A 20127-nucleotide genomic window follows, 5' to 3' on the forward strand; every position below is an offset into this window, starting at 1 on the left:
GTCAATGGCGGGGCAAGCTAATCATCATCGGGCCGCGCGGCAGAAGGCGGTGGGCGTCCACCGTGTGGCCCGGCCGGGCGGGAGGCTTCGCGGGGCCCGTGCCTCAGTGCGGGAGCGTCGAGGCGTCGTTGAGGCGGACCGCGCACTCCAGCAGGAGGGCGTGGACGAAGGCCTGGGGCAGATTGCCGCGCAGCTGGCGCTGGCGTACGTCGTACTCCTCCGCGAACAGCCCGGACGGCCCGCAGGCCCCCCGGGTCCGCTCGAACCAGCGCAGCGCGCCGGTGCGGTCACCGAGGTGGTCGGTGGCCAGCGCCATGGTGAACCCGCACAGCAGGAAGGCCCCTTCGGCCTCGCCCAGCGGGATTCCCTGGTGGACGAAGCGATAGAGGTACCCGTCATCGGCCAGCTGCTCCTCGATGAAGCGGCGGGTGATGGCGTTGCTCGGGTCGTCGGCGGGAGGAAAGCCGCGGGCCAGGGGCGTCAGGAGAGCGGCCTCCGGCCCGTCGTCGTCGGCGGCCCGCCGCCACCGGCCGTCAGCGCGCAGGCAGCGGTGCCGGGTCTCCGCGAAGACGGCCTCGGCGAGGTCGGCGCACCGCTGTCCCGTTCGCCCCGGCAGCACCCCGGCCACGCGTCGCAGACCGCAGACCACACTCAGCCGGGACTGGGTCCACCACCGTTCGTCCAGTTCCCACAGCCCCGCGTCGGGCCGCCGCCAGTTGTGTTCCACCGCCCGGACCGCGACCGTGACCGCCTGCTCGGCCTCGGGTGTGAGCCGGTCGTGGTGAGCGGCGGCGGCGAACAGTTGCAGCGCCTCTCCGAACGCGTCGAGCTGGAACTGATCGGCCGCGCGGTTCCCGATCCGGTCCTGGCCTCCCGGGTAGCCGGGAAGCGGCAGCCCTCGTTCCTCCGGTACGGGTCCGCCGTCCACGGTGTAGGCCGGGTGCAGGCCCGCACCGTCGGCGAGGACGCGTTCGGCGGTGAAACGCACCGCGGTGTCGAGCAGGTCGTGCGGGCCGTGTGCGGCGACCGCCAGGCCGGCGTAGCTCTGGTCGCGCAGCCAGGCATAGCGGTAGTCGTAGCTGCGGCCGGTGTTCGCGCGTTCCGGCAACGAGGTGGTGACGGCCGCGACCATACCGCCGGAGGAACTCGTCAGGCCGCGCAGGACGGCGTAGGCGTGCCGGGCGTCGCGCGGTGCGGCCAGGCCGGAGCAGTCGGGCACGGCCCGCCGCCACGCCTCCTCCGTCCGCGCCCACAGCCGCTCCGGATCCAGCGGGGCCGCGCTCTCCTTCTCCGACAGTTCCAGGACCAGGTCGTGCTGCTCGCCCTTGCGCAGGCGGAACTCACCGCGCAGGACGGACTCGCCGTGCCACGTGGCCTGTTGCGCTCCGCGGAGCCGCAGCCGCAGACCGTCGGCGTGCGCGGTCCACAGGTCGCCCTCGAGGCGGGGGCCGCGCATCCCGCCCGCGCCGAAACCCGGACGCGGGTCCAGGGCCAGCCGTAGACGTGCCTCGCCCTCCTCGACGCGCATCCGGCGCAACAGCACAAGACGGTCCACAGAGGCCGGCATCGCCAGCGCGTCGCGGCACTCGATCACGGAGTCGGCGGTCACCCACCGGCTGACCCGGATCAGTGTGCCGTCCTCGTAGTACCCACCCCATACGTGCCAGCGGTCCACCGGTTCGACGCCGAAGTACCCCCCGCCGCCGATCAGGGCGGAGAACACCGCGTCACTGTGCCAGCGGGGAGCGCACAGCCACACGATCCGGCCCTCCGGGTCCACCACGGCGCCTCGTTCGCCGTCGGCGAGGACGGCGTAGGCCCGCAGCGCCCACGGCGGGCAGACGTCGTTCGGCACGTGTACCGTCCCGTCCGCTGTGTCACCCATGGCACTGCTGTTTTCCCGGCCACCCCGCCGGGAAACGCCCACTGCGCCGGCCGGGGCCGAACGCGGCGTCTTCAAGGGGTCCCGGTGCGCCTGGGTCCCGTTGCGCCGGGGTCCCGGCGTGCCTGGGTCATCCGGTGTCCTCGGCTACGGCGTCCCAGGCGCCGCTGACCGAGGGCGTGCCCGCCGGCCCGAGGCTGCCCGCGCCGCACCCCGGTCCCCCGGTCCGCGGTCGCGGCCACCGACCCGGCACAAGGCCGTTTCCGGCTCTGCGGAAGGCCGGCTACGAGGTGCCGTCGTAGATCAGAAGACCGTCCTCGCGCAAGCGCGCGCCGGGTGTCACGGTGTGCGCGTCGAGGCGGCCGTTGTGCATGAGGTGGTAGGCCGGTACCCCGCGGGCGAGGACCGCGAAGTCCGCGATGAGGCGTCGGTGGCAGCGCCACCAGACCGCTTCCCGGCACATCACGGCGGTGCGGACGCCGGCGGCCTGGAGCAGTAGCTCGTCCGCGGCGGCGACGAACTCGTCGGAGCGGGTGTGGGCCGCGTAGCCGCGGAAGGAGACGTTGCGCCAGACGGTGTCGGGACTGTCCGGAGGGGGTCTGCGGAACCCGCCGAGGTCGGGCTCCCACCGGTAGGCGATCCCGTGCCGCGGCAGCCACTCGGCCAGCCGCTGCTGGGAGAAGTGCGGGTAGCGGCGGCTCCCCGGGGCGGTGCGTACGTCCACGACGGCTGCCACGTCGGCCTGGAGCAGCAGGGAGACGATCCGCTCGCGCTCGGTGGTGCTGTGCCCAAAAGTGAGCAGAACCCCGTCCATGAGGCCAGAGTCTCCATTTTTCCCGGACCCAGGCGTGCCCGACAGGAGCGCCGGCGACCCCGCCGACCGACCCCGCCGACCGGCGCGGCCGGCGGTATCGGCCCGGGCCGGCCGCGCCCGGTAGGCGGAGGTCAGTGGCCGATGACGTCCGTGTAGCCGTGCCCGGTGATGTCCTGTCCCGCGAGGGTTCCGGTCACGTGGCATGCGCCGGTGTAGGCGGCCTCGGAGCCGGCCAGTCCCCGGTGGGTGATGTCGAGGGACGCGTCGAGGGCGGGAACGGTCAGAAGCCAGTGCCCCTCGTGGTCGGTCCGCTGGGCGTGGGTGATCAGATGCGAGCCGTCGGGCTGAAGTTCCGTGAGCCAGGAGGAACCGTCCCCCGCGGTGTCCCAGACGCTCAGGTACCGGCCGGCGCCGAGGTCCAGGCCGAGCCAGGTGAAGCGCGGGGGCTGGGTGGCCCCGGAGACCCACTGACGGTCGAGCCAGGTGTGTCCGCTGACTCGGTACGTGACCCCCTCGACGGTGAGGGTTCCGGACGCGGTCAGGCCGGGCAGCGCGTACTGCCCCGTCGTGCCGCCGAAGAAGGGGAACACTCCGCTGCCGCCGCTGTAGAGGACAGGACCCTCGCGCCGAAGGGTGAGCCGCACCGAGGCGGTGTCCGTCGCTCCCGAGACGTCGAGTCGGTCCGTGTCTCCGCTCACGGCGAGGACGGAGGTCCGCACGTCGAGCGAGTCCGCGGCCACTTTCACCTCGTCCATGGCTTCGACGGCGTACGTGCCGCTGCTGTGACCGTCTCCTTCCCGGAGCACGGCGACCGTGCTGTGACAGGCGCCCTGCATCAGCATGGTGTGGATCTTCACCCAGAAGACGTTCTCATGGTCGTGCAGCCTGGCGCAGAACCACCAGGAGTCCGCGTTGTCGGGAGAGGTGGGAGCGAGGCCCTCGGCGGCGTCGACCAAGGTCGGTCGGGTCGTGGTCATCGGATCTCCTGTCAGAGGGCGGCCGTTGCCGCATGGACGCGGGGAACGAAGCTGATGGTGCTGGCCAGTTGACCAGTTGACCAGTTTGTCAGGGCGAGGGCTGGATCAGCCTGTGGGGGTCGACCGTCCTGCCGGCGCGGTACCGGTCGCCGGGCCGGGCATGGACTCGGCGCTGACGTGATGTCAGATCGACGGCTCGGCCCAGACGTCGGGCGGGACGATGCCGGTGGACCGGCCGTAGGGGTCGAGCAGCCGCCCGAGGAGCTTGTCGTGGCGCAGGGTGATGACGCGGTCGACGATGTCGAGGCTGGGGTGGGTGGTGGCGAGCTGGGTCTCCAGACGCAGGGCGTCGGCCACGGAGTGCAGGCTTGCCTGCAGGACGAGGTTGTACGGGCCGGTGACGGCGGCGCAGTTGCGGGTTTCGGGCAGGCGGACCAGGGCGTGGCCGATGGCGGGCAGATCGGTGGGCGGAACCCTGACCCAGAAGGTGATGGCGACGGGCCAGCCGCCGAGGGGGCGGGCGAAGTCGCAGCGGAAGCGCAGGACGTCGAGTCGGGTCAGTCGCTCGACACGGCGTTTGGCGGTGGACAGGCTGACACCCAGGGCGGTGGCCAGCGCCTGGTAGGAGGCGCGGCCGTCGTGGACCAACCGGCCCAGGAGGGCGCGGTCGAAGGCGGTCAGGTCACTGGGTCCGGACCGGGGCGACCGGATGGCGGGTGGTGGGGTGAGCCGGGCCCGCTGGTCGGGAGCGAGGGCGGCGATGCGCCACTGGCCGCCCTCGGTGAACATGTGGGTGACGATCCGGGCGTGCACGGCGGTGATACCGGGGATGTGCGGGAGCATGTCGAGGGTGTAGCGGGACAGGGCGTGCAGGTCCCGGGTGGCGACGGTGGCGAGGATGTCGTGGCCGCCGGCCGAGCGCTCAAGAGTGAGCATGTGCGGATGGCCGCCGAGGGCCCGGGCGACGGAGGCGGTGGCGCCCGGGGCGCAGTCGATCTGGGCGTAGGAAAGGCATATCCGGTCCAGCATCCGCGGGCCGGGGGAGAGCGCGACCCAGGCCATGCCGTGCTCGGTGAGGCGGTTGTAGCGGCGGGCGACGGTGACCGGGTCCACCCCGAGGGCGCGGCCGAGCTCGGTCCACGAGGCCCTCGGCCGCAGTTGCAGCGCGTGGATCAGCGCGAGGTCGTCCTCGCTCAGCTGTTGCGCGTCTTCCTGCATCGGCACGTGCCCCTTGGCGAGAATCCTGCGTTTTCCCTTCCCTGAAGGGTCAGTCTCGCACTGTGGAAGGGGCACAGGCTCGCACGGGGCGGGCCGCAGCGGGAGGACCGGGACATGGCGTTCGCCGACTACCAGAACGAGATCTACCGCGCCGGGCTGCACGGTGTGGCACCGCGGCTGCCGATGACCTGCGCGGAGCTGGAGCCGCCGGCCCTGGCCGCGTTGACACCGTCGGTGCGTTCCTACGTCGCGGGCGGCGCCGGGGACGAGTACACCCAGCGAGCCAATGTCACCGCCTTCGAGCAGTGGGGTCTCGTTCCGCGCATGCTGGTCGGTGCGAGGGAGCGGGACCTGTCGGTCGACCTGTTCGGGACGCGCCTGGCCGCGCCGCTGTTCATGGCCCCGATCGGCGTGATCGGGCTGTGCGCCCAGGACGGCCACGGCGACCTCGCCACCGCACGCGCCGCCGCCCGGACCGGCGTGCCGATGATCGCCTCCACCCTGACCGTCGACCCGATGGAGCAGGTGGCCGCCGAGCTCGGCGACACCCCCGGCTTCTTCCAGCTCTACACCCCCACCGACCGGGAGCTGGCCGAGAGCCTCGTCCACCGCGCCGAGAAGGCCGGGTTCAAGGGGATCGTGATCACCCTGGACACCTGGATCACCGGGTGGCGTCCCCGTGACCTCGCCATCAGCAACTTCCCTCAGCTGCGCGGACACTGTCTGGCCAACTACACCAGCGACCCGGTCTTCCGCTCCCGCCTCGCCAGGTCCCCCGAGGACGACCCGGCAGCCGCGGTGATGCGCTGGGCGCAGACCTTCGGCAACCCGCTCACCTGGGACGACCTGCCCTGGCTGCGGTCGATGACCGACCTGCCGCTGATCCTCAAGGGCATCTGCCACCCCGACGACGCCCGCCGCGCCAAGGACGCCGGCGTGGACGGCATCTACTGCTCCAACCACGGCGGGCGCCAGGCCAACGGCGGACTGCCCGCGCTGCACTGCCTGCCCGGCGTCGTCGAGGCCGCCGGTGACCTGCCGGTCCTGTTCGACTCCGGCATCCGCTCCGGAGCCGACATCGTCAAGGCCCTCGCCCTGGGCGCGACCGCCGTCGGCATCGGCCGCCCCTACGCCTACGGCCTGGCCCTCGACGGTACCGACGGCATCGTCCACGTCCTGCGCTCCCTGCTCGCAGAGGCCGACCTCCTCATGGCCGTCGACGGCTACCCCACCCTGGCCGACCTCACGCCCGACACCCTCCGCCGCATCCGCTGACACGAGACGGCCCTCGCGCCCCTGACACCCGGCTCGGCAAGGCGGCCGGGGAGTTTCGCAACCGGGCGGTGCGGGCCGCGCGGCGCACGCCGTGCTCGTGTGAGCCCTGTACGCGCCCCCGCCCAGGCGAGAAGACTGCCTGGGCGGTGGGTGGTTGGCCAGAACCTCACCCACCGGTATGGGTCCGAGTTCTCCGGAAGGCAGGTCGGCTGCTGTGCTGTTGAGGCTGCCCACATCCGTGTCCGAAGCCCAGGAGTGCCTGGCCGAGGGGGCCGTGCCGATCGGCGGGGCGACCCTCGTCTGGGCCACCTGGCAGCGGGACGGGTTTCCTGAACTGGCCATGTCCCTACGGGAGTTGCCGGAGGCCAACGCGCTGGGGCGCGAGACGGTGGGCGGCGCCGTGGTCCTGCACCGGATCGACGACCGGGTACCTGACGTGCTCCGCCTGGCGGCCGCCGGGGTGGGCACCGGGGCCGTGCGGCGGACGGCGACGGTCGGCGGCAACCTCGTCGGCAGTACGCTGCGCTGTCTGCTGCCCGCGGCGCTCGTCCTGGACGCCCGGGCCACGGTGCTGGAATCCGACGGCGTCCAGGAGACGGACATGGCCGAGCTGGTGGCCAAACGTCCTGTCCTCGTCAGCCTGCGCTGGCGTGCACCGATCGCCTCCTCGTACCGCAAACTGGCCGGAGAGGCGGGCGGGCCGCCACCCCTCGTCGTCGCCTCGGCGGTCCACGCCGGCAACGGCGGCAACCACCTGCGGGTCGCCGTACGCGACGGTCATGACGTGCTCAGCGGCAGCGTCACGTACGACACCGGTGCCGATGCCGAGCAGACCGTGCACGCGCTGAGCGAGACGGCCCTCGGCGATCTGCAGGGCTTCGTTTGGCGAGCCGTCCACTCACAGGTCACCGGCCTCCTCGGCGATCGCGGCACGGCCTGATGTGACGGACGGCCGGCCGCTTCGTCCCTCGCCCCGTGCTCCGTCGTGCGGCACCTCCCGCCGAACGTGCGGTCCGCGTGCCCTGAGGGTGGCTTGGCAATCGCTTGCAGCGGCCTCGGCCGAAGGCGCAGCATGGCGGTTCCCACCCGTTGTCCGGCAGGGAGTGGCCCATGCGCCCGAGCTCGTCAGCAGTGAGCGCGAGACGCGCGCATCCCGCGACGAGCGATGCCGGTGTCCCGTGTCTCCCGAAGGGGATGGACGTGCCAGAGCCGCTTGATGCCGTGACCCCTGTTGCCGCCGGCGGGTCCGCGTTCCCGCCGGAGGCGACCGCACCGCCGACGGTCGGTGTGGAGGAGGAGTTCGTCCTGGCCGACCGGCACAGCAGGTCGGCTGTGTACAGGTCCCTGTCCGTCGTACACGCCGCCCGTACGCACCTCGGTGCGCCGCATGCCACACCCGAACTCTCGCAGTCCCAGGTGGAGACCGTCAGCGCGGTGTGCCGTACGGCCGCCGAACTGGAGGGGGAGATCCTGCGATTACGCGCGGGTGCGGCCGTCGCGGCCGCCGAGTACGACTGCCTGCTGGTGCCCAGCGGCACGGCGGTCCTCGGCCGTTCCGGGCCACCACCCCTCCTCGACCAGCCGCGATACCTCGCCCTCGCGCGCCGCTTCGGGCCCCTCGTCCACGACCAGGGTGTCAACGCCTGCCACGTGCACGTCGGCGTGACCGACCGGGAAGACGCCGTGGAGGCGGTCAACCACCTGCGCGGCTGGATGCCCCTGCTGCTGGCCCTCACCGCCAACTCCCCGTACAGCGGCGGGTCGGACACCGGATACGCGAGCTGGCGCTCCATGGTCTGGAGCCGGTGGCCCGCCGCGGGTCCGCCACCCTATCTGAGGGGCGCGGCCCACTACGCGCGGATCGTCGACCAACTCGTGGCCACCGGAGCGGCGATGGACCCGGGGATGATCTACTGGCACGTCCGGCCCTCGGCGCACCTTCCCACCATCGAGGTACGCATCGCGGACGTGATGCCCGACGCCGGGACCACCACCGCGTACGCGCTGCTCGTCCGCGGTCTCGTCGGGCACGCCGTCGAGGCGGCACGCGCCGGCGAATACGCGCCCGAGGCCCCCGACCTGCTGTTGCGGGCGGCATGCTGGCAGGCTGCCCGGCACGGTCCGACGGGCGCCCTGCCCGCCACCCACACCCGCGACTGCGCCGCCACGCCCGTCGGCCGGCTGGTCGAGGAGCTGTGGAAACGGGTCGAGCCGCACCTCAGCCGGTACGGCGACGACCAGTTCGTCGGCGACTGGCTGAGCGACGTCCAGCTCAACGGGACCGGCTTCGCGCGCCAGAGACGTGTCGCGGAACAGTACGCGGGCCGCCTGGAGGCGGTGGTGGACGACCTCGCTGTCGAGCTTCCCGGGTGACGCGCTCGGCGGGCGCGGTGGGCCGGAGCAGGCCGACGAGGCCCATCCGTGTCACCGCTCCCGGCTCCCGCTGTGTGCTACCGGGAAGACTCCTCGTGCGACAGTTCCAGGTCGTGGTCGGTGACGCCGCTCGCGTCCACGCGCAGTGACGCGGCGACCGGCGCATAGCCGCTGGCGACGACCGTGTACTCGCCGCCGGTGAGGTCGGTGAACCCGTAGGCGCCGTCGGGGCCGGTGACCGCCGTGCCGACCACGTTCCCGGCCGCGTCCAGCAGGGTGACCTTGGCGTCGGCGAGCACGTTGCCGGTGGCGGTGCTGACCACACCGTGGAGCCGGGCACCGGGTTCGAGACGGACCTCGTGGGCCTTCGTCGCTCCCGGGGTGACCTCGACCGGCAGGGCCGTAGGGCGGTGTCCGGGCGCGTTCACCGCGAGCGTGTAGCTGCCGGGGACCAGATCGGCGAGCACGAAGGTGCCGTCGGCCGCGGAGGTGCCGGAGGAGACGACCTCGCCGCGTACGTCGGTGGCCACCAGCAGGGCACCTGGCAGGGGGCGTCCGTCGACGGCGTCCCGGACGGATCCGGTGAGGGCGGCGCCGCCGCTCAGCGCGAGGTCGCACTCGGCCGGCTCGTCGCCGACGAGCACCGTGACGGCCTGCGGCTGCCGCGCGTCGGCGGCGCCGATCAGCACGTAGGTGCCGGGGCGGGGGACGGTCACCGCATAGCCCCCGTCGTCGCCGCTGACGGCTCGGTCGAGCTGCCGTCCCCCGACGTCGATCAAGGTGATCACGGCCTGCGGCACCGGTACTCCCGCCCCGTCCAGCACCCGGCCGCGGGCGCCGTACGCCGGGGCGCCCTGAGCGGGTCGGCCCTCCCCGTCAGCGGTGGTTCCGGCCGCGGGCTCGGCCGGGGCCACGGACTCAGTGGCCGCGGCCTCGCCTACGGCTGACGCTCCGACGGCTGCCTCTGCGGCAGCCGACCCCGCGACGGTGGTCGCGACCGGTTCCACAGCCGGGCCGGGCTCCGCAGCCGGGCCGCCGCTCTCCTCGGCGGCCCGCGCCTCCAGGCCGGAGACCTTGCGCAGCGGCACCTCCTTGGTCCACAGCGCGACCAGGAGGCCCAGGACCATCACGGCCGCCGCGATCAGGAACACGAGCTGCATCGAGTCGGTGAAGCCGGCCTTGAACGGCTGGGCCAGGCGCGGGTCGAGCCGCTGGATGAACGAGGAGTCGTCCAGCACACCCGAGCCGCTTCCGCCGCCCGCCCGGGGGTGCTGGAACATCTCCAGCACCGGCGCGTTCGCGGGGTTCGAGCGTACGGCCGGGTCCTGGAGCGCGGCCTGGAAGCCGGGCGTTCCGGACGCGGCCCGGAAGGCCGAGCCGATCTTGTCGCCGACGGTGCTGAACAGCACCGAGAGGAAGACAGCGGTACCTGCGGTGCCGCCCATCTGCCGGAAGAAGGTGGCCGACGCGGTCGCCACACCCATGTCCTTGGGCTCCACGGCGTTCTGCACGGCCAGCGTCAGGATCTGCATGCATCCGCTGAGGCCGATACCGAACAGCGCCATGTACGCCATGGTCTCCGGCAGCGCGGTGTTCCACTGCACCCGGTAGTGGAACAGCACCATGGCCGCGATGATCAACGCGGTGCCGACGATCGGAAAGATCTTGTACTTGCCCGTCTGCTGGATGATGCGTCCGACCACGATGGTCCCGGCGATCATCCCGACCATCAAGGGCAGCATCAGCAGGCCGGACTTGGTGGGGCTGACGCCCTTCACGATCTGCAGGTACAGCGGAACCATCATCATCCCGCCGAACATGCCCATACCGACGAGCACGGACAGCAGACTCATCTTGCTGAACACCGCGCTGCGGAACAGCCGCATCGGGATCAGGGCCTCCTCGCCCATGGCACGCTCGACGAAGACCCACACCACCAGCCCGACCACGCCGACCGCGTAGCAGACACAGGCCTTCGTGGACGTCCAGCCCCAGTCCTGGCCCTGCTCGGCCACGAGCAGCAGCGGCACCACGCCGACGGCGATGGCGGCCGCGCCCCACCAGTCGATGCGGTGCTCGCGCCGGGTGTGCGGGAGGTTCAGCACCTTGGCGACGACGAACAGGGCGATGATGCCGACCGGCACGTTGACCAGGAACACCCAGCGCCAGCCGGCGATGGCCAGGATGCTGCTGCGGCCCGCCAGGAAACCGCCGATCAGCGGGCCGAGCACGCTCGAGGAGCCGAACATCGCGAGCATGTAGCCCTGGTACCGGGCGCGTTCGCGGGGTGGCACGATGTCACCGATGATCGCCAGAGCCAGCGACATCAGACCGCCCGCGCCGATGCCCTGGAAGGCCCGGAACGCGGCCAGCTCGGTCATCGAGGTGGCGAACGAGCAGGCCGCCGAGCCGACGATGAAGATGCTGATGGCTGCCAGGAAGAAGGGCTTGCGGCCGTAGAGGTCGGACAGCTTCCCGTACAGCGGCGTGCTGATGGTGGACGTGATCAGATACGCGGTGGTGACCCACGCCTGTGAGCTGAGTCCGTGCAGATCGTCGGCGATGGTGCGGATCGAGGTGCTGACGATGGTCTGGTCGAGCGCCGCGAGGAACATCCCCAGCATCAGGCCGCTGAGGATCGTCATGATCTGACGGTGCGTCAGGCGGCCGGCCGGTGCGGCCGACGGGGCTATGGCGGCGGCTTCCCCGCGGGGCGGGGACGCGGGCGTGGTCATGCGTGCGGATCTCCTTGCCTCGCCCCGCCACCCGGGCACTGCCCGGCTGGGAGGCTACCCGTGTCGATCATCACTCACTATCCGTTGCTTGCGGCTACCAAGTGAGTCTAGATCCCCGCGGGAGGGGGCCGCATCACGCCGGTGCGGTGGCAGATGCCGTCTTCTTGCGGGCGCGGTACGCGGCCGCCTTGATCCTGTTGCCGCAGGACTCCATCCCGCACCACTGCCGGCGCATGCCCCGCGAGCGGTCGATGTGGGTGCGCGTGCACGCGGGGTTGCCGCACTCCTTCAGGAGGGGCACGTCCGGACCGCTGAGGAGTTCGACGGCGTGGCACGCCACCATGGACAGGGCCTCTTCGGGGGGCGCCTGCGTCCAGCGGCCCGCCGGGGTGAGCCGGGATACCGCGGGCGGTTTGCGTGCGGCGTTGTTCACCACGGTCAGCGCGGCCCCGTCGTACTGTTCGCCGAGCCGGCGGGCGGTGACCAGCCGGTAGATGGCCTCCCGTACGGTCGTCGCCTGCTCGACGTCGGTCTCCCGGCCGAGGGAGACCGCGTCGACGATACCGGACTGAGACCCAGGTCGACGGCGAGGCAGGAGAAGGTCCGCCACGAGCCCTCGGGGTCGTGGGCGGTACCGTGCCGGGTCGTTCGGCGTGGCCGTCCTCTCCTCGGCCATGTCCTCGCGCGGGAGTCACTCCTTAGACCGGTGATCTACAGGTAGGGGCGGGTGATCAGCTCGATCGCGTGACCGGCGGGGTCCTTGAAGTACACCCCTCGGCCACCGTGCTCGTCGTTGATCTCGCCCGGGCGTCGCATCTGCGGATCGGCCCAGTGCTCGATGCCGCCGTCGCGCAGGCGCCGGTACGCCCGGTCGAACAGTTCGTCGTCGACCAGGAACGCGTAGTGCTGCATCTGGATCTCCACCGGCGGTTCGGCGAACTGGAGCAGCACGCCGTCGGTGAGCTGGATGTTGGTGAACGGGCCCCAGGACGGTGCTTCCGGAACTTCCAGGAGCTCCCGGAAGAACCGGGCGGACTCACGGCGGTCCTTGGCGGCGATGATGGTGTGGTTGAACGTGGCTGTCATGCGGCTTGCCTCACTGGTGTTCGACACGGGAAACGGACTCGCGGTGCACGAGCGCGAGGAGGTCCGCGTGCCGAACCGAGGGGGTGCGTTCTGCGCACCCGCTGTGCGGTCAGCCTTCCACCGGATGGCCAATCCGTGTGTGGCGCAGTGCCGGTCCGGTGTTCACGTCGGAGAACATTACTTGATCTTGCAGACTACGCCAACTGGATGAGTCACCCGGGACGCCGCCCGGCTCAGCGCGAGCGCGCCGGTGACCGCGGGACCGAGGGGCTGATCCGAATCGGCGAGGCGGGCTCCACGGCCGCCCCGGCGGCAAGCCCACCGGGGTCCACCCGCCCCATGCCGCGGCGTCTCACCTTGGGCGTCTCCCACTGAGCAAGTGGCCTGCCGAGGCACTGACTTGGCCGTTCCGGCGCCCGGTGCGCGGCGGCCGAAGCGGCACATGAGGCTGTTCCGGCGATGCACGGGTCGCCCCGCTTCCGACGTGGCCGCCGGAGCCGCTGGTGTGGCCGGGTGGGCGTGCGGTTATGACAGACCGCCCCGCTCGCAGACCCGGCGGGCGACCTCCCGGAGCTTGATGTTGTTCTCCTGCGAGTAACGGCGCAGCACGTCGAACGCCTGCTCTTCGGTGAGGTGGTGGCTCCCCATGACGATGCCCATCGCCTCGCCGATCATGTGGCGGGTGGCGACGGCGTTCTCCATCTGGGCGTGTGTGCGGGCGCTGGAGAAGGCGACCGCCGCATGCGAGGCCAGCAGCCAGCCGGCCAGTTCACTGGCCTCCGTGAAGGCGCCGGGCCTGCGCGAGTAGACGTTCAGCGCGCCCAGCTCCTCGTCCTCGGTGTACAGCAGGAACCCCATCATGCTGCCCACGCCCAGCTGGTGGGCCATGGGGGCGAAGGAGGGCCAGCGCGGATGCTCCCGGGTGAGGTCGGCGATACGGAACACCGGCTCCTTCGCCGTGTTGCGGGCCGCGTCGAAGCACGGCCCCTCACCCAACCGCTCCTGCAGCCGGTCACTGTCGACGACGAGCTGCTGGGTGGGCGCGAGCGTCTGCACCGCCGTGCCGTGCAGCACGAGGATGCCGGCCGCGTCGCAGCCCTCGACCAGCTCGGTGGCCGAGCCGGTGATCCGTTCCAGGGTGGTGGCGACCGACTTCTGCGCCAGAAGGTCCCGCGCCATCGACGCCATCTGCTGTGCGAACCGAGCCCAGTCCATCGTGTCCTCCGCCTCTCGGTCCGTCCCGGACAGGCCGTCTCCCAGCATTCCACGCAAGCCTTACCGCGCGTGCGTGGGAGAGCCCCGTTCACCGGGCCCGTCCGCCTGTATATCGGCGGAACGGCTCACTGTCCCGGGACGGCGCACGCGCCGGGGCGGGACGGCCGCCCGCCGGCGGAGGGATCACTGCGGCGGCCGATCGGCTGGTCCCCGGCGTGCCGGTGCCGAGACGGATCCCGGCGTGGAGTTCACTCGCGCGGGCCGATCTCCCTCCCGTCGGCGTCCCGGACGGTGATGGCCAGCATCGGGCAGATGTCGGCGGCCTCCAGGGCGCGGTCGTCGTCCTCGGCGATGCGCTCGCGCACGGGGCGCGCGTGGTCGTCGTCCAGGACGAACAGGTCCGGTGCGGCCCCGGCGCACATCCCGGAGCCGATACAGCGGTCGGAGGCGATGTGCAGCTGCCAGCTCATGGGCCGCCTCACCACCCCACCGGCATGACGCGGGGGCCGCGCACCAGCATCTCGGTCTTCCAGGTGATGTCGCCGGCGACGCGCAGCCGGGGGAACCGGGCCACCAGCGCGCCGACGGCCTCCTGCAGTTCCAGGCGGGCCAGGGGAGCCCCGAGGCAGTGGTGGACACCGTGGCCGAAGCCCAGATGGGCGTTGCCGCTCCGGGAGATGTCGAGGGTGCCGGCCGCGGTGAAGCGCAGCGCGTCCCGGTTGGCCGCGCCGATCGCGACCAGTACCGGTTCCCCGGCCCGCACCAGGGTGCCACCGACTTCGATGTCCTCCTTGGCGTACCGGGGCTGCCCGGCGCCGCTGCCCAGGGGCACGAAGCGCAGCAGCTCCTCGATCGCGCCGGTGATGAGCGCGGGCTCGGCACGCAGCCGGGACAGTGCCTGCGGATGGTCGAGAAGGGTGAGCACGAAGTTGGGGATCTGGGTGGCGGTGGTCTCGTGCCCGGCGACCAGGATGCCGACACACAGGTCGACGAGCTCCAGCTCGGACAGCCGGTCGTCGTGATCGCGCGCCTCGATCAGCGCCGTCATCAGGTCGTCCCGGGGCTGCTCGCGATGGGCGGTGATCAGCTGGGCCATGTACGCGCGCAGCTCTTCGCGGTTGCGGTCGAACTCCTCGGCGGTGAGCGAGCTCGTGGACAGTGCCGCGTCGCTCCACGCGCGGAACCGCGGGCGGTCCTCCTCCGGTACCCCGAGGAGCCCGCAGATCACCGCGACCGGAATGGGCAGGGCGTAGCGGTCGACCAGGTCGACCGGCGGCCCCGCCGCTTCCATCTCGTCCAGCAGCGTCGACGTCAGTTCCCTGATCCGCGGCCGGAGTTTCTCGACCTGGCGCACGGTGAAGGCCTTGGCGACCAGCGAGCGCAGCCGGGTGTGGTCGGGCGGATCCATGCTGAGGATCCCGCTGTCCCGCCTGCCCTCGGAGGCGCGCGGCTCGTCGTGTTCGAGGCCCAGGGCCCGGCTGAAGCGCTGGTCGCCGAGGACCAGCCGCGCGTCCGCGTAGCGGGTGGCGAGCCACGCCGGCTCCCCGTACGGCAGCTGGACGCGTAACAGCCCCGGTGTGTCACGGGCTCGTTCGTACGCGTCGGACAGGGCCAGGTCCTGGCTGGAGTTGAAGGGATAGGCGAGGGGCTCGCGGTCCGTTTCCGTCACTGCTGTCTCCCTTGTGTAAGCACACGCTTACAACGCTACGAGGCGCTCACGGAGCGGTCAACGACGCTAACCGGCCGTTACTCTGACGGCTCCTCGGCAGGCGTGGAGCGGGCCCGGGGCGGACGGCAGAAGGAGCAGAGGGTGGACATCGGCGAGCACACGCGGCAGCACGACCGGCCCGGCGGCCGCTCCGCGAGCGGGGAATCCCCGCACCGCCCGCGTGACGCCCGCGGGACCCGCCTGCGCATCCTCCAGGCGGCCGGCGCGGTCTTCGCCGAGCGCGGATACGAGGCGGCGACCGTCCGTGACATCGCCGGACGCGCCGGGGTGAACCAGGCACTCATATTCCGCTACTTCGGATCCAAGCGGGCCCTGCTCACCGAGGTCATGGCCCAGGGAGGCAAGGAGCATCTGATGAGCACGCCCGCGGACCGGCTGTTCGAGACCGCGCTGCGCGGTGTCCTGGCCGAAGGCGGAAACCACGGTGCGGCCGGTGCGGACCGGCTGCTCGCCGTCTATCTGCGCTCCATCGGCAGCGCCGACGCCGCCCCGGACACCGTGCGCGCGCTGGGGGAGGAGTACGCCGCCGCCCTCGCCGCTCTCTCCTCCGCAGACGACAGCAAGCTGCGCGCGCAGCTCGCCATGGCCTGGCTGCTCGGCATCGGCCTGATGCGGGTCGTGGTCGGCCAGGATCCGCTGGCGAGTGCGGAACCGGACGAGATCTGCGGCCACGTACTCGCGGCACTCGACGGACTCCTGCACGACGAGAAGGCGCCCGGGGGCCGGACAGCTTCGAGCTGATCGTCATCGGCCATGCCTTCCACCGGCTCCGCCGCACCCTGGTCGCCGAGCGCGCCTACGCCTGGCTCCGGCCCGGCGGCTGTCTCGCGCTGTGCTGGTCGACCTCCCCGTGGGTGGGCCCTCAGCCCTGGCAGCGGGCGCTCGACAGCATGCTGCGCCAGTGGCAGCACGACCTCGGGGCGTCGGGCCGGGTTCCGCCCGGACGGGACCGGTCCAGGCAGCGGGATCCCGACCACGACGTGGTGTCGTACCGGGTTCGCGCCCGTCGGGCGCCGTGAGTTCTCCCGCGAGCACCACTGGACCATCCCCGAACTCGCCGGGCACATCCGGTCGACGTCCTTCCTGCCGCCCCCTGTGCCCGCGGACCACGCCGACGCGTTCGACGCAGACCTCACCGCCGAACTGGGCCCCCACACGGCCGACGGCCGCCTCACCGAGACAGCCGGTTTCGCACGCCTATGAACTGGCGCGCAAGCCGGCTCCCGCATGACCGCCGCAGGTGGTGCTCAGAAGGTGAGACCCGCAGGCCACCCCGCCGCCAACAGCTGGTGCGCTTCCAGGGCTTGCCGGCCGGCAGGGTGCGGGCGACTCGCACCGTGAGCCGGCCGCTCTCCGCCGGCCGCCCCCCCCAGGCGGTCCAGCTCGGAGTGTTCCCGTGCGTACTGCGGCACGGACGTGATCGGACCCAGGATGCCGCGACCCGCAGCCGCCCGGACGCCGCCGGCCGACTTCGTCACCCGGCCGCCGTCCCGTACCGCGCGGGCGGCGAGTTCGGGCGCCTCCTTGCGTACCAGCTCGGGGCAGCGCGCCGCCGCGAGGCAGTACGACGTCGGCGAGGGCGATGCCCAGCGAGGCGGCGCACATCAGGTACGCGCGCACCTCGCCGGTGGGGGACCTCGCATCCTGGTGGACCGTCACGTGCCAGGTGCGCTCATCGGGGTCGCGGGACCGCCACAGTCCTCCGCCCTCTCCGCGAACCCCGCCACCGAGGCGTTCGGGGCGTCGGCCCGGGGCGGGTGGCCCGTGTCCGGCACGATGTGGAGGCGGTCGGTGTCGGGGTCGTGGGCGATGGCGTCGCCGGGCATCTGGAAGTGGACCGCGAGCCGAGCCGCCTTGGCGTAGGCGTCCAGACCGGCGCGGCAGTACGCCACCATCCTCGTGCGGAGAGCGTCGAGACGCGCCCACTCCATCGCGTCACACACGTCGGGCTCCGCGATCCGCGGGTCGCCCTGCCACTGCCGGACTTCGAAGAAGAACCCGGTCCGGGACTTCCCGCCAGGGCTTCGATGGTGCACGGTGACGGCGGCCCGTACGTCCGCCGGGTCGATGACGACACCGGTCTCTTCCCGGGCCTCGCGCACCAAGGCGGTGACGACGTCCTCGTGAGGGCCGTCCACATGCCCGGACGGCAGGTGCCACAGACCGGCGGCGTAGACCGGCCCGGCCCGGCGCGACAGCAGCACCTCGGGGCCTTCGTCGGTGTCCCTGCGCAGGATCAGATGGACGTCCAGCGGCTCGGTGTGCCGCCCGCCGCTCACCGGTCACCGCCGGGGCGGCCTGCGAGCAGCTCCCTGAACAGGGCGTCCGCGACCAGCTCTTCGCCGCGGGTGAAGCGTGTGCCGCACAGGCAGCCGGCCACCGTCGACGGTGGCCGGGCGCGCCGCAGCGGGCACCGGTGCTCACTGACGTCACTGGACGCGGACTCGGTGAGGCCGTCCGCGCAGCGGCGGCCGGGCGCGGCGTACACGCCGGCCGTGCCGTCCGCACGGACCATCAGCAGGACCGCCGGAACCCGGCCGGTCACGGCCTCCATACTGGGTTGGAAGGGGAGCGGGCCGACCGGTGCCGCATCCGCGTCCGCCTCCCGCTCGTCCGGTTCGGCGGGCACGGCGACATGCCGACCGGTGAGGACCGGGACGCTGTGTCCGGGGACTTGGCCGCCGTGCCACAGGCAGGCGTCGCCGGTGTCGCCGCGGCGGGCACGAGGCGTCATGCCGCCTCCCCGGCCTCGGGGCGGTAGCCGGCGGCCTGGAGGGTGAACATGGCGGCGTACTCCCCGCCGAGGCCCATCAGCTCCTGGTGCGTGCCGGTCTCGGTGATGCGGCCGCCGTCGAAGACGAAGATGCGGTCGCACTCGACCACGCTCGCCAAACGGTGGGAGATGAGCACGGTGATCCGGTCCGGGCGCGGAGTGTCTCCCAACACCGCCTGGTACACGGCGTGTTCGGCGCGGGGGTCCATGCTGGCGGTCGGTTCGTCCAGCAGCAGCACCGGCGCGTTCTTGTACAGGCCGCGGGCGACGGCGATCTTCGCCCACTGGCCGGCCGACAGCTCCTGGCCGCCGCGGAACCGTTTGGACAGCAGCGCTTCCCACCCGCCGGGCAGGCCGGCGACGACCTGCTCGGCGCCGGAGGCCCGCGCGGCGTCCAGGGCCCGGTGCGGTTCGGCCTCGGTGAGGGTGCCCCGGGAGATCGTGAGGTTGGCCAGCGCGCTGAAGGGGAAGCGGACCGGATCCTGCAGCACGCAGCCCACCCGGGACTGCAGGGACTCGGCGTCCATCTCCCGTACGTCCACGCCGTCCCAGCGGACCGCGCCCCCGTCCTGGGGGTCGTACAGTCCGGCGAGCAGCCGTGCGCAGGTGGACTTTCCGGAGCCGTTGACGCCGACGAACGCGACCGTCTGACCCGCGTGGAGGGTCAGGGAGATGCGGTCGAGTGCCGGGCCGTCCTTGCCCGGGTAGGTGAAGGACACGTTGTCCAGCGTGATGGTCCTGACCGCCTGCGGAGCAGGCAGCCCTCTGCGGCGGGGCTGCAGTGCGCGGCAGCGTTCCTGGAAGGCGAGGAGGTCGTCCACCCACATGGCGTGCTCGTAGACCAGATGAGAGACGTCGACGAGCCGGGTCAGCGAAGTCTGGGCGGCCTGGATGGCGAGGACCGCGCCCGCGCCGGCGGCCAGCGGCAGCCAGCCCGCGATCAGCATGGCGCCGAGCGCCGTGTAGGTGATACCGGTGCCGATCCCTGAGACGGCCCGCCCCGCCAGTGTCAGCCCCGCTGAACTCACGCCGAGACGGGTGTCCTCCTCGGCGATCCGCTTCGTCAGACGGCTGTGCTCCTCCAGCAACGCCCCCTGGGCGGTGTCGGAGCGCAGTTCGGCGGCAGCGTCCCGCTCCAGCAGCAGCCAGGAGAAGACCCGCACCCTGCGCTGCAGCGCGTTCCACCGCTTGAAGGAGTGGAAGCGGGCCCGAGCGGTGCGCACGGCGGCCGCGCCGACGGGCACCACGGACAGCAGGAGCAGTGGCAGCAGGGCCGGGTGCAGGACGCCCAGGACGCCGGCGGTACCCACGAGCCCGAGCAGTGCGGCGGCCAGGGAGACGACCTGGCCGACGATCTGCCGGGCGTAGAACAGCCCGCGGTCGTTGGCCCGGTACGCCTCGTCGTGCCAGTCCGCGTCATCGATGACTTCCAGGCGCACATGAGCGGTCAGATCGAGGAACTCGCACTCCAGCGCGGTGCGGATCTTCGGTGTCACCCGGGCCTGCGCGACGGCGACGCCCGCGTCGAGGAGCGCTCGGGCGGCGAGAAAGCCGACCACGTACAGCAGTTGGGGGACGGCCGCACGGACCCTGTCCGGAGTGGGCCCCTCGGTGAACAGTTGACGCAGCACCGACACCGAGGCCATGAGCCCGAACGCCGTCATGGCGGCCGAGGCCAGCTGCAGGACCACGACCGCGGTGGCCGCACCGCGGTCGGCGTGCCAGGCCAGTCGGCCGATCCGGTGCACGATCCGCGGCAGTCGCGCGAGGATCTGTCCCACCGTGGCCTTGGACGCGGCACCGTCGTACACCGACCAGTACGCCTCCGCCAGACCGTCGGTGATGTCGCCGTCCTCGGGTCCCGCGGGCACGGTGGCGGGCGGCAGCGGTAGTTCCGCGCGGCGGGGGGCCGGTACGTCGCGGTGGGGGGTCTCGGCTGCGTCGCTGTCGGCGTTCATGCTCGCCACCTCGTATCCGGTCGTGCTGCGCGCTGGGCGGCGTCAACCCGGCGCCGGGAGCGGGTGCGGGACGCGGTGGTAAGCCGGGGATG

Annotated in this window: 17 protein-coding genes; 4 read left to right on the top strand and 13 right to left on the bottom strand. The window is 72.3% G+C overall.

Translation table 11 applies throughout. The features are described from left to right. Positions 1 to 103: 103 nt before the first annotated feature. The 4 genes from ACWC94_RS15825 to ACWC94_RS15840 form a co-directional block, all read right to left on the bottom strand. Positions 104 to 1885: a glycoside hydrolase family 15 protein gene (locus tag ACWC94_RS15825; protein WP_450797117.1), complete on the bottom strand. Its 1782-nt coding sequence runs from the start codon at positions 1883 to 1885 to the stop codon at positions 104 to 106. A 280-nt stretch (positions 1886 to 2165) separates the two neighbouring features. Further along, positions 2166 to 2696 (bottom strand): DUF488 domain-containing protein, encoded by a 531-nt coding sequence (locus ACWC94_RS15830; RefSeq protein ID WP_450797118.1) that lies wholly within the window; start codon positions 2694 to 2696, stop codon positions 2166 to 2168. 131 nt (positions 2697 to 2827) lie between these two features. Next, the gene (locus ACWC94_RS15835) at positions 2828 to 3673 is read right to left on the bottom strand and encodes a lipocalin-like domain-containing protein (protein ID WP_450797119.1); all 846 of its coding nucleotides are present in this window, start codon (positions 3671 to 3673) and stop codon (positions 2828 to 2830) included. 183 nt (positions 3674 to 3856) lie between these two features. Continuing rightward, positions 3857 to 4891: an Lrp/AsnC family transcriptional regulator gene (locus tag ACWC94_RS15840; RefSeq protein WP_450797120.1), complete on the bottom strand. Its 1035-nt coding sequence runs from the start codon at positions 4889 to 4891 to the stop codon at positions 3857 to 3859. Positions 4892 to 5005: 114 nt separating this feature from the next. Between ACWC94_RS15840 and ACWC94_RS15845 the strand changes: the two genes are divergently transcribed. The 3 genes from ACWC94_RS15845 (at position 5006) to ACWC94_RS15855 (ending at position 8539) form a co-directional block, all read left to right on the top strand. Beyond that, positions 5006 to 6166, top strand: coding sequence for a lactate 2-monooxygenase (locus ACWC94_RS15845; protein WP_450797121.1), 1161 nt, complete (start codon positions 5006 to 5008; stop codon positions 6164 to 6166). Between the two features lie 214 nt (positions 6167 to 6380). Then, positions 6381 to 7106, top strand: coding sequence for an FAD binding domain-containing protein (locus ACWC94_RS15850; protein WP_450797122.1), 726 nt, complete (start codon positions 6381 to 6383; stop codon positions 7104 to 7106). 260 nt (positions 7107 to 7366) lie between these two features. Beyond that, entirely contained in the window at positions 7367 to 8539 is a 1173-nt protein-coding gene (locus ACWC94_RS15855) for a carboxylate-amine ligase (protein WP_450797123.1), read from the top strand. 77 nt (positions 8540 to 8616) lie between these two features. On the opposite strand, the gene ACWC94_RS15860 is transcribed toward ACWC94_RS15855, so the two are convergent. The 6 genes from ACWC94_RS15860 to ACWC94_RS15885 all read right to left on the bottom strand — a co-directional run bounded on the left by ACWC94_RS15860 (position 8617) and on the right by ACWC94_RS15885 (position 15244). Further along, positions 8617 to 11274, bottom strand: a complete 2658-nt coding sequence (locus ACWC94_RS15860) for an MFS transporter (RefSeq protein WP_450797124.1) — start codon at positions 11272 to 11274, stop codon at positions 8617 to 8619. A 133-nt stretch (positions 11275 to 11407) separates the two neighbouring features. After that, positions 11408 to 11884: a CGNR zinc finger domain-containing protein gene (locus ACWC94_RS15865; RefSeq protein WP_450797125.1), complete on the bottom strand. Its 477-nt coding sequence runs from the start codon at positions 11882 to 11884 to the stop codon at positions 11408 to 11410. A 101-nt stretch (positions 11885 to 11985) separates the two neighbouring features. Beyond that, positions 11986 to 12360, bottom strand: a complete 375-nt coding sequence (locus ACWC94_RS15870; protein ID WP_450797126.1) for a VOC family protein — start codon at positions 12358 to 12360, stop codon at positions 11986 to 11988. 525 nt (positions 12361 to 12885) lie between these two features. Beyond that, entirely contained in the window at positions 12886 to 13575 is a 690-nt protein-coding gene (locus ACWC94_RS15875; protein WP_450797127.1) for a GAF and ANTAR domain-containing protein, read from the bottom strand. 248 nt (positions 13576 to 13823) lie between these two features. Further along, positions 13824 to 14045, bottom strand: coding sequence for a ferredoxin (locus ACWC94_RS15880; protein WP_450797128.1), 222 nt, complete (start codon positions 14043 to 14045; stop codon positions 13824 to 13826). An 8-nt stretch (positions 14046 to 14053) separates the two neighbouring features. Then, the gene (locus ACWC94_RS15885) at positions 14054 to 15244 is read right to left on the bottom strand and encodes a cytochrome P450 (RefSeq protein ID WP_450797129.1); all 1191 of its coding nucleotides are present in this window, start codon (positions 15242 to 15244) and stop codon (positions 14054 to 14056) included. 141 nt (positions 15245 to 15385) lie between these two features. Here ACWC94_RS15885 and ACWC94_RS15890 point away from each other — a divergent pair, with 141 nt between their 5' ends. Further along, positions 15386 to 16045 (top strand): TetR/AcrR family transcriptional regulator, encoded by a 660-nt coding sequence (locus ACWC94_RS15890; RefSeq protein WP_450797130.1) that lies wholly within the window; start codon positions 15386 to 15388, stop codon positions 16043 to 16045. A gap of 914 nt (positions 16046 to 16959) precedes the next feature. On the opposite strand, the gene ACWC94_RS15895 is transcribed toward ACWC94_RS15890, so the two are convergent. The 3 genes from ACWC94_RS15895 to ACWC94_RS15905 are packed head-to-tail and all read right to left on the bottom strand — an operon-like array spanning position 16960 to position 20035. Then, complete coding sequence (locus tag ACWC94_RS15895) at positions 16960 to 17583, bottom strand: NUDIX hydrolase (protein WP_450797131.1); 624 nt, start codon at positions 17581 to 17583, stop codon at positions 16960 to 16962. Next, positions 17580 to 18038, bottom strand: a complete 459-nt coding sequence (locus ACWC94_RS15900) for a hypothetical protein (protein WP_450797132.1) — start codon at positions 18036 to 18038, stop codon at positions 17580 to 17582. The genes ACWC94_RS15895 and ACWC94_RS15900 overlap by 4 nt, the downstream gene beginning before the upstream one ends. Next, complete coding sequence (locus ACWC94_RS15905) at positions 18035 to 20035, bottom strand: ABC transporter ATP-binding protein (protein ID WP_450797133.1); 2001 nt, start codon at positions 20033 to 20035, stop codon at positions 18035 to 18037. Before ACWC94_RS15905 ends, ACWC94_RS15900 begins: the two co-directional genes overlap by 4 nt. Positions 20036 to 20127: the final 92 nt, after the last annotated feature.

The organism is Streptomyces sp. NPDC001135, from assembly GCF_053598395.1.

Bases quoted from the DNA above. Each gene is read 5' to 3' on its own strand.
- ACWC94_RS15840 (WP_450797120.1), bottom strand. From the start codon at position 4,891: ATGCAGGAAGACGCGCAACAGCTGAGCGAGGACGACCTCGCGCTGATC.
- ACWC94_RS15825 (WP_450797117.1), bottom strand. From the start codon at position 1,885: ATGGGTGACACAGCGGACGGGACGGTACACGTGCCGAACGACGTCTGC.
- ACWC94_RS15900 (WP_450797132.1), bottom strand. From the start codon at position 18,038: ATGACGCCTCGTGCCCGCCGCGGCGACACCGGCGACGCCTGCCTGTGG.
- ACWC94_RS15870 (WP_450797126.1), bottom strand. From the start codon at position 12,360: ATGACAGCCACGTTCAACCACACCATCATCGCCGCCAAGGACCGCCGT.
- ACWC94_RS15905 (WP_450797133.1), bottom strand. From the start codon at position 20,035: ATGAACGCCGACAGCGACGCAGCCGAGACCCCCCACCGCGACGTACCG.
- ACWC94_RS15845 (WP_450797121.1), top strand. From the start codon at position 5,006: ATGGCGTTCGCCGACTACCAGAACGAGATCTACCGCGCCGGGCTGCAC.
- ACWC94_RS15860 (WP_450797124.1), bottom strand. From the start codon at position 11,274: ATGACCACGCCCGCGTCCCCGCCCCGCGGGGAAGCCGCCGCCATAGCC.
- ACWC94_RS15880 (WP_450797128.1), bottom strand. From the start codon at position 14,045: ATGAGCTGGCAGCTGCACATCGCCTCCGACCGCTGTATCGGCTCCGGG.
- ACWC94_RS15830 (WP_450797118.1), bottom strand. From the start codon at position 2,696: ATGGACGGGGTTCTGCTCACTTTTGGGCACAGCACCACCGAGCGCGAG.
- ACWC94_RS15835 (WP_450797119.1), bottom strand. From the start codon at position 3,673: ATGACCACGACCCGACCGACCTTGGTCGACGCCGCCGAGGGCCTCGCT.
- ACWC94_RS15875 (WP_450797127.1), bottom strand. From the start codon at position 13,575: ATGGACTGGGCTCGGTTCGCACAGCAGATGGCGTCGATGGCGCGGGAC.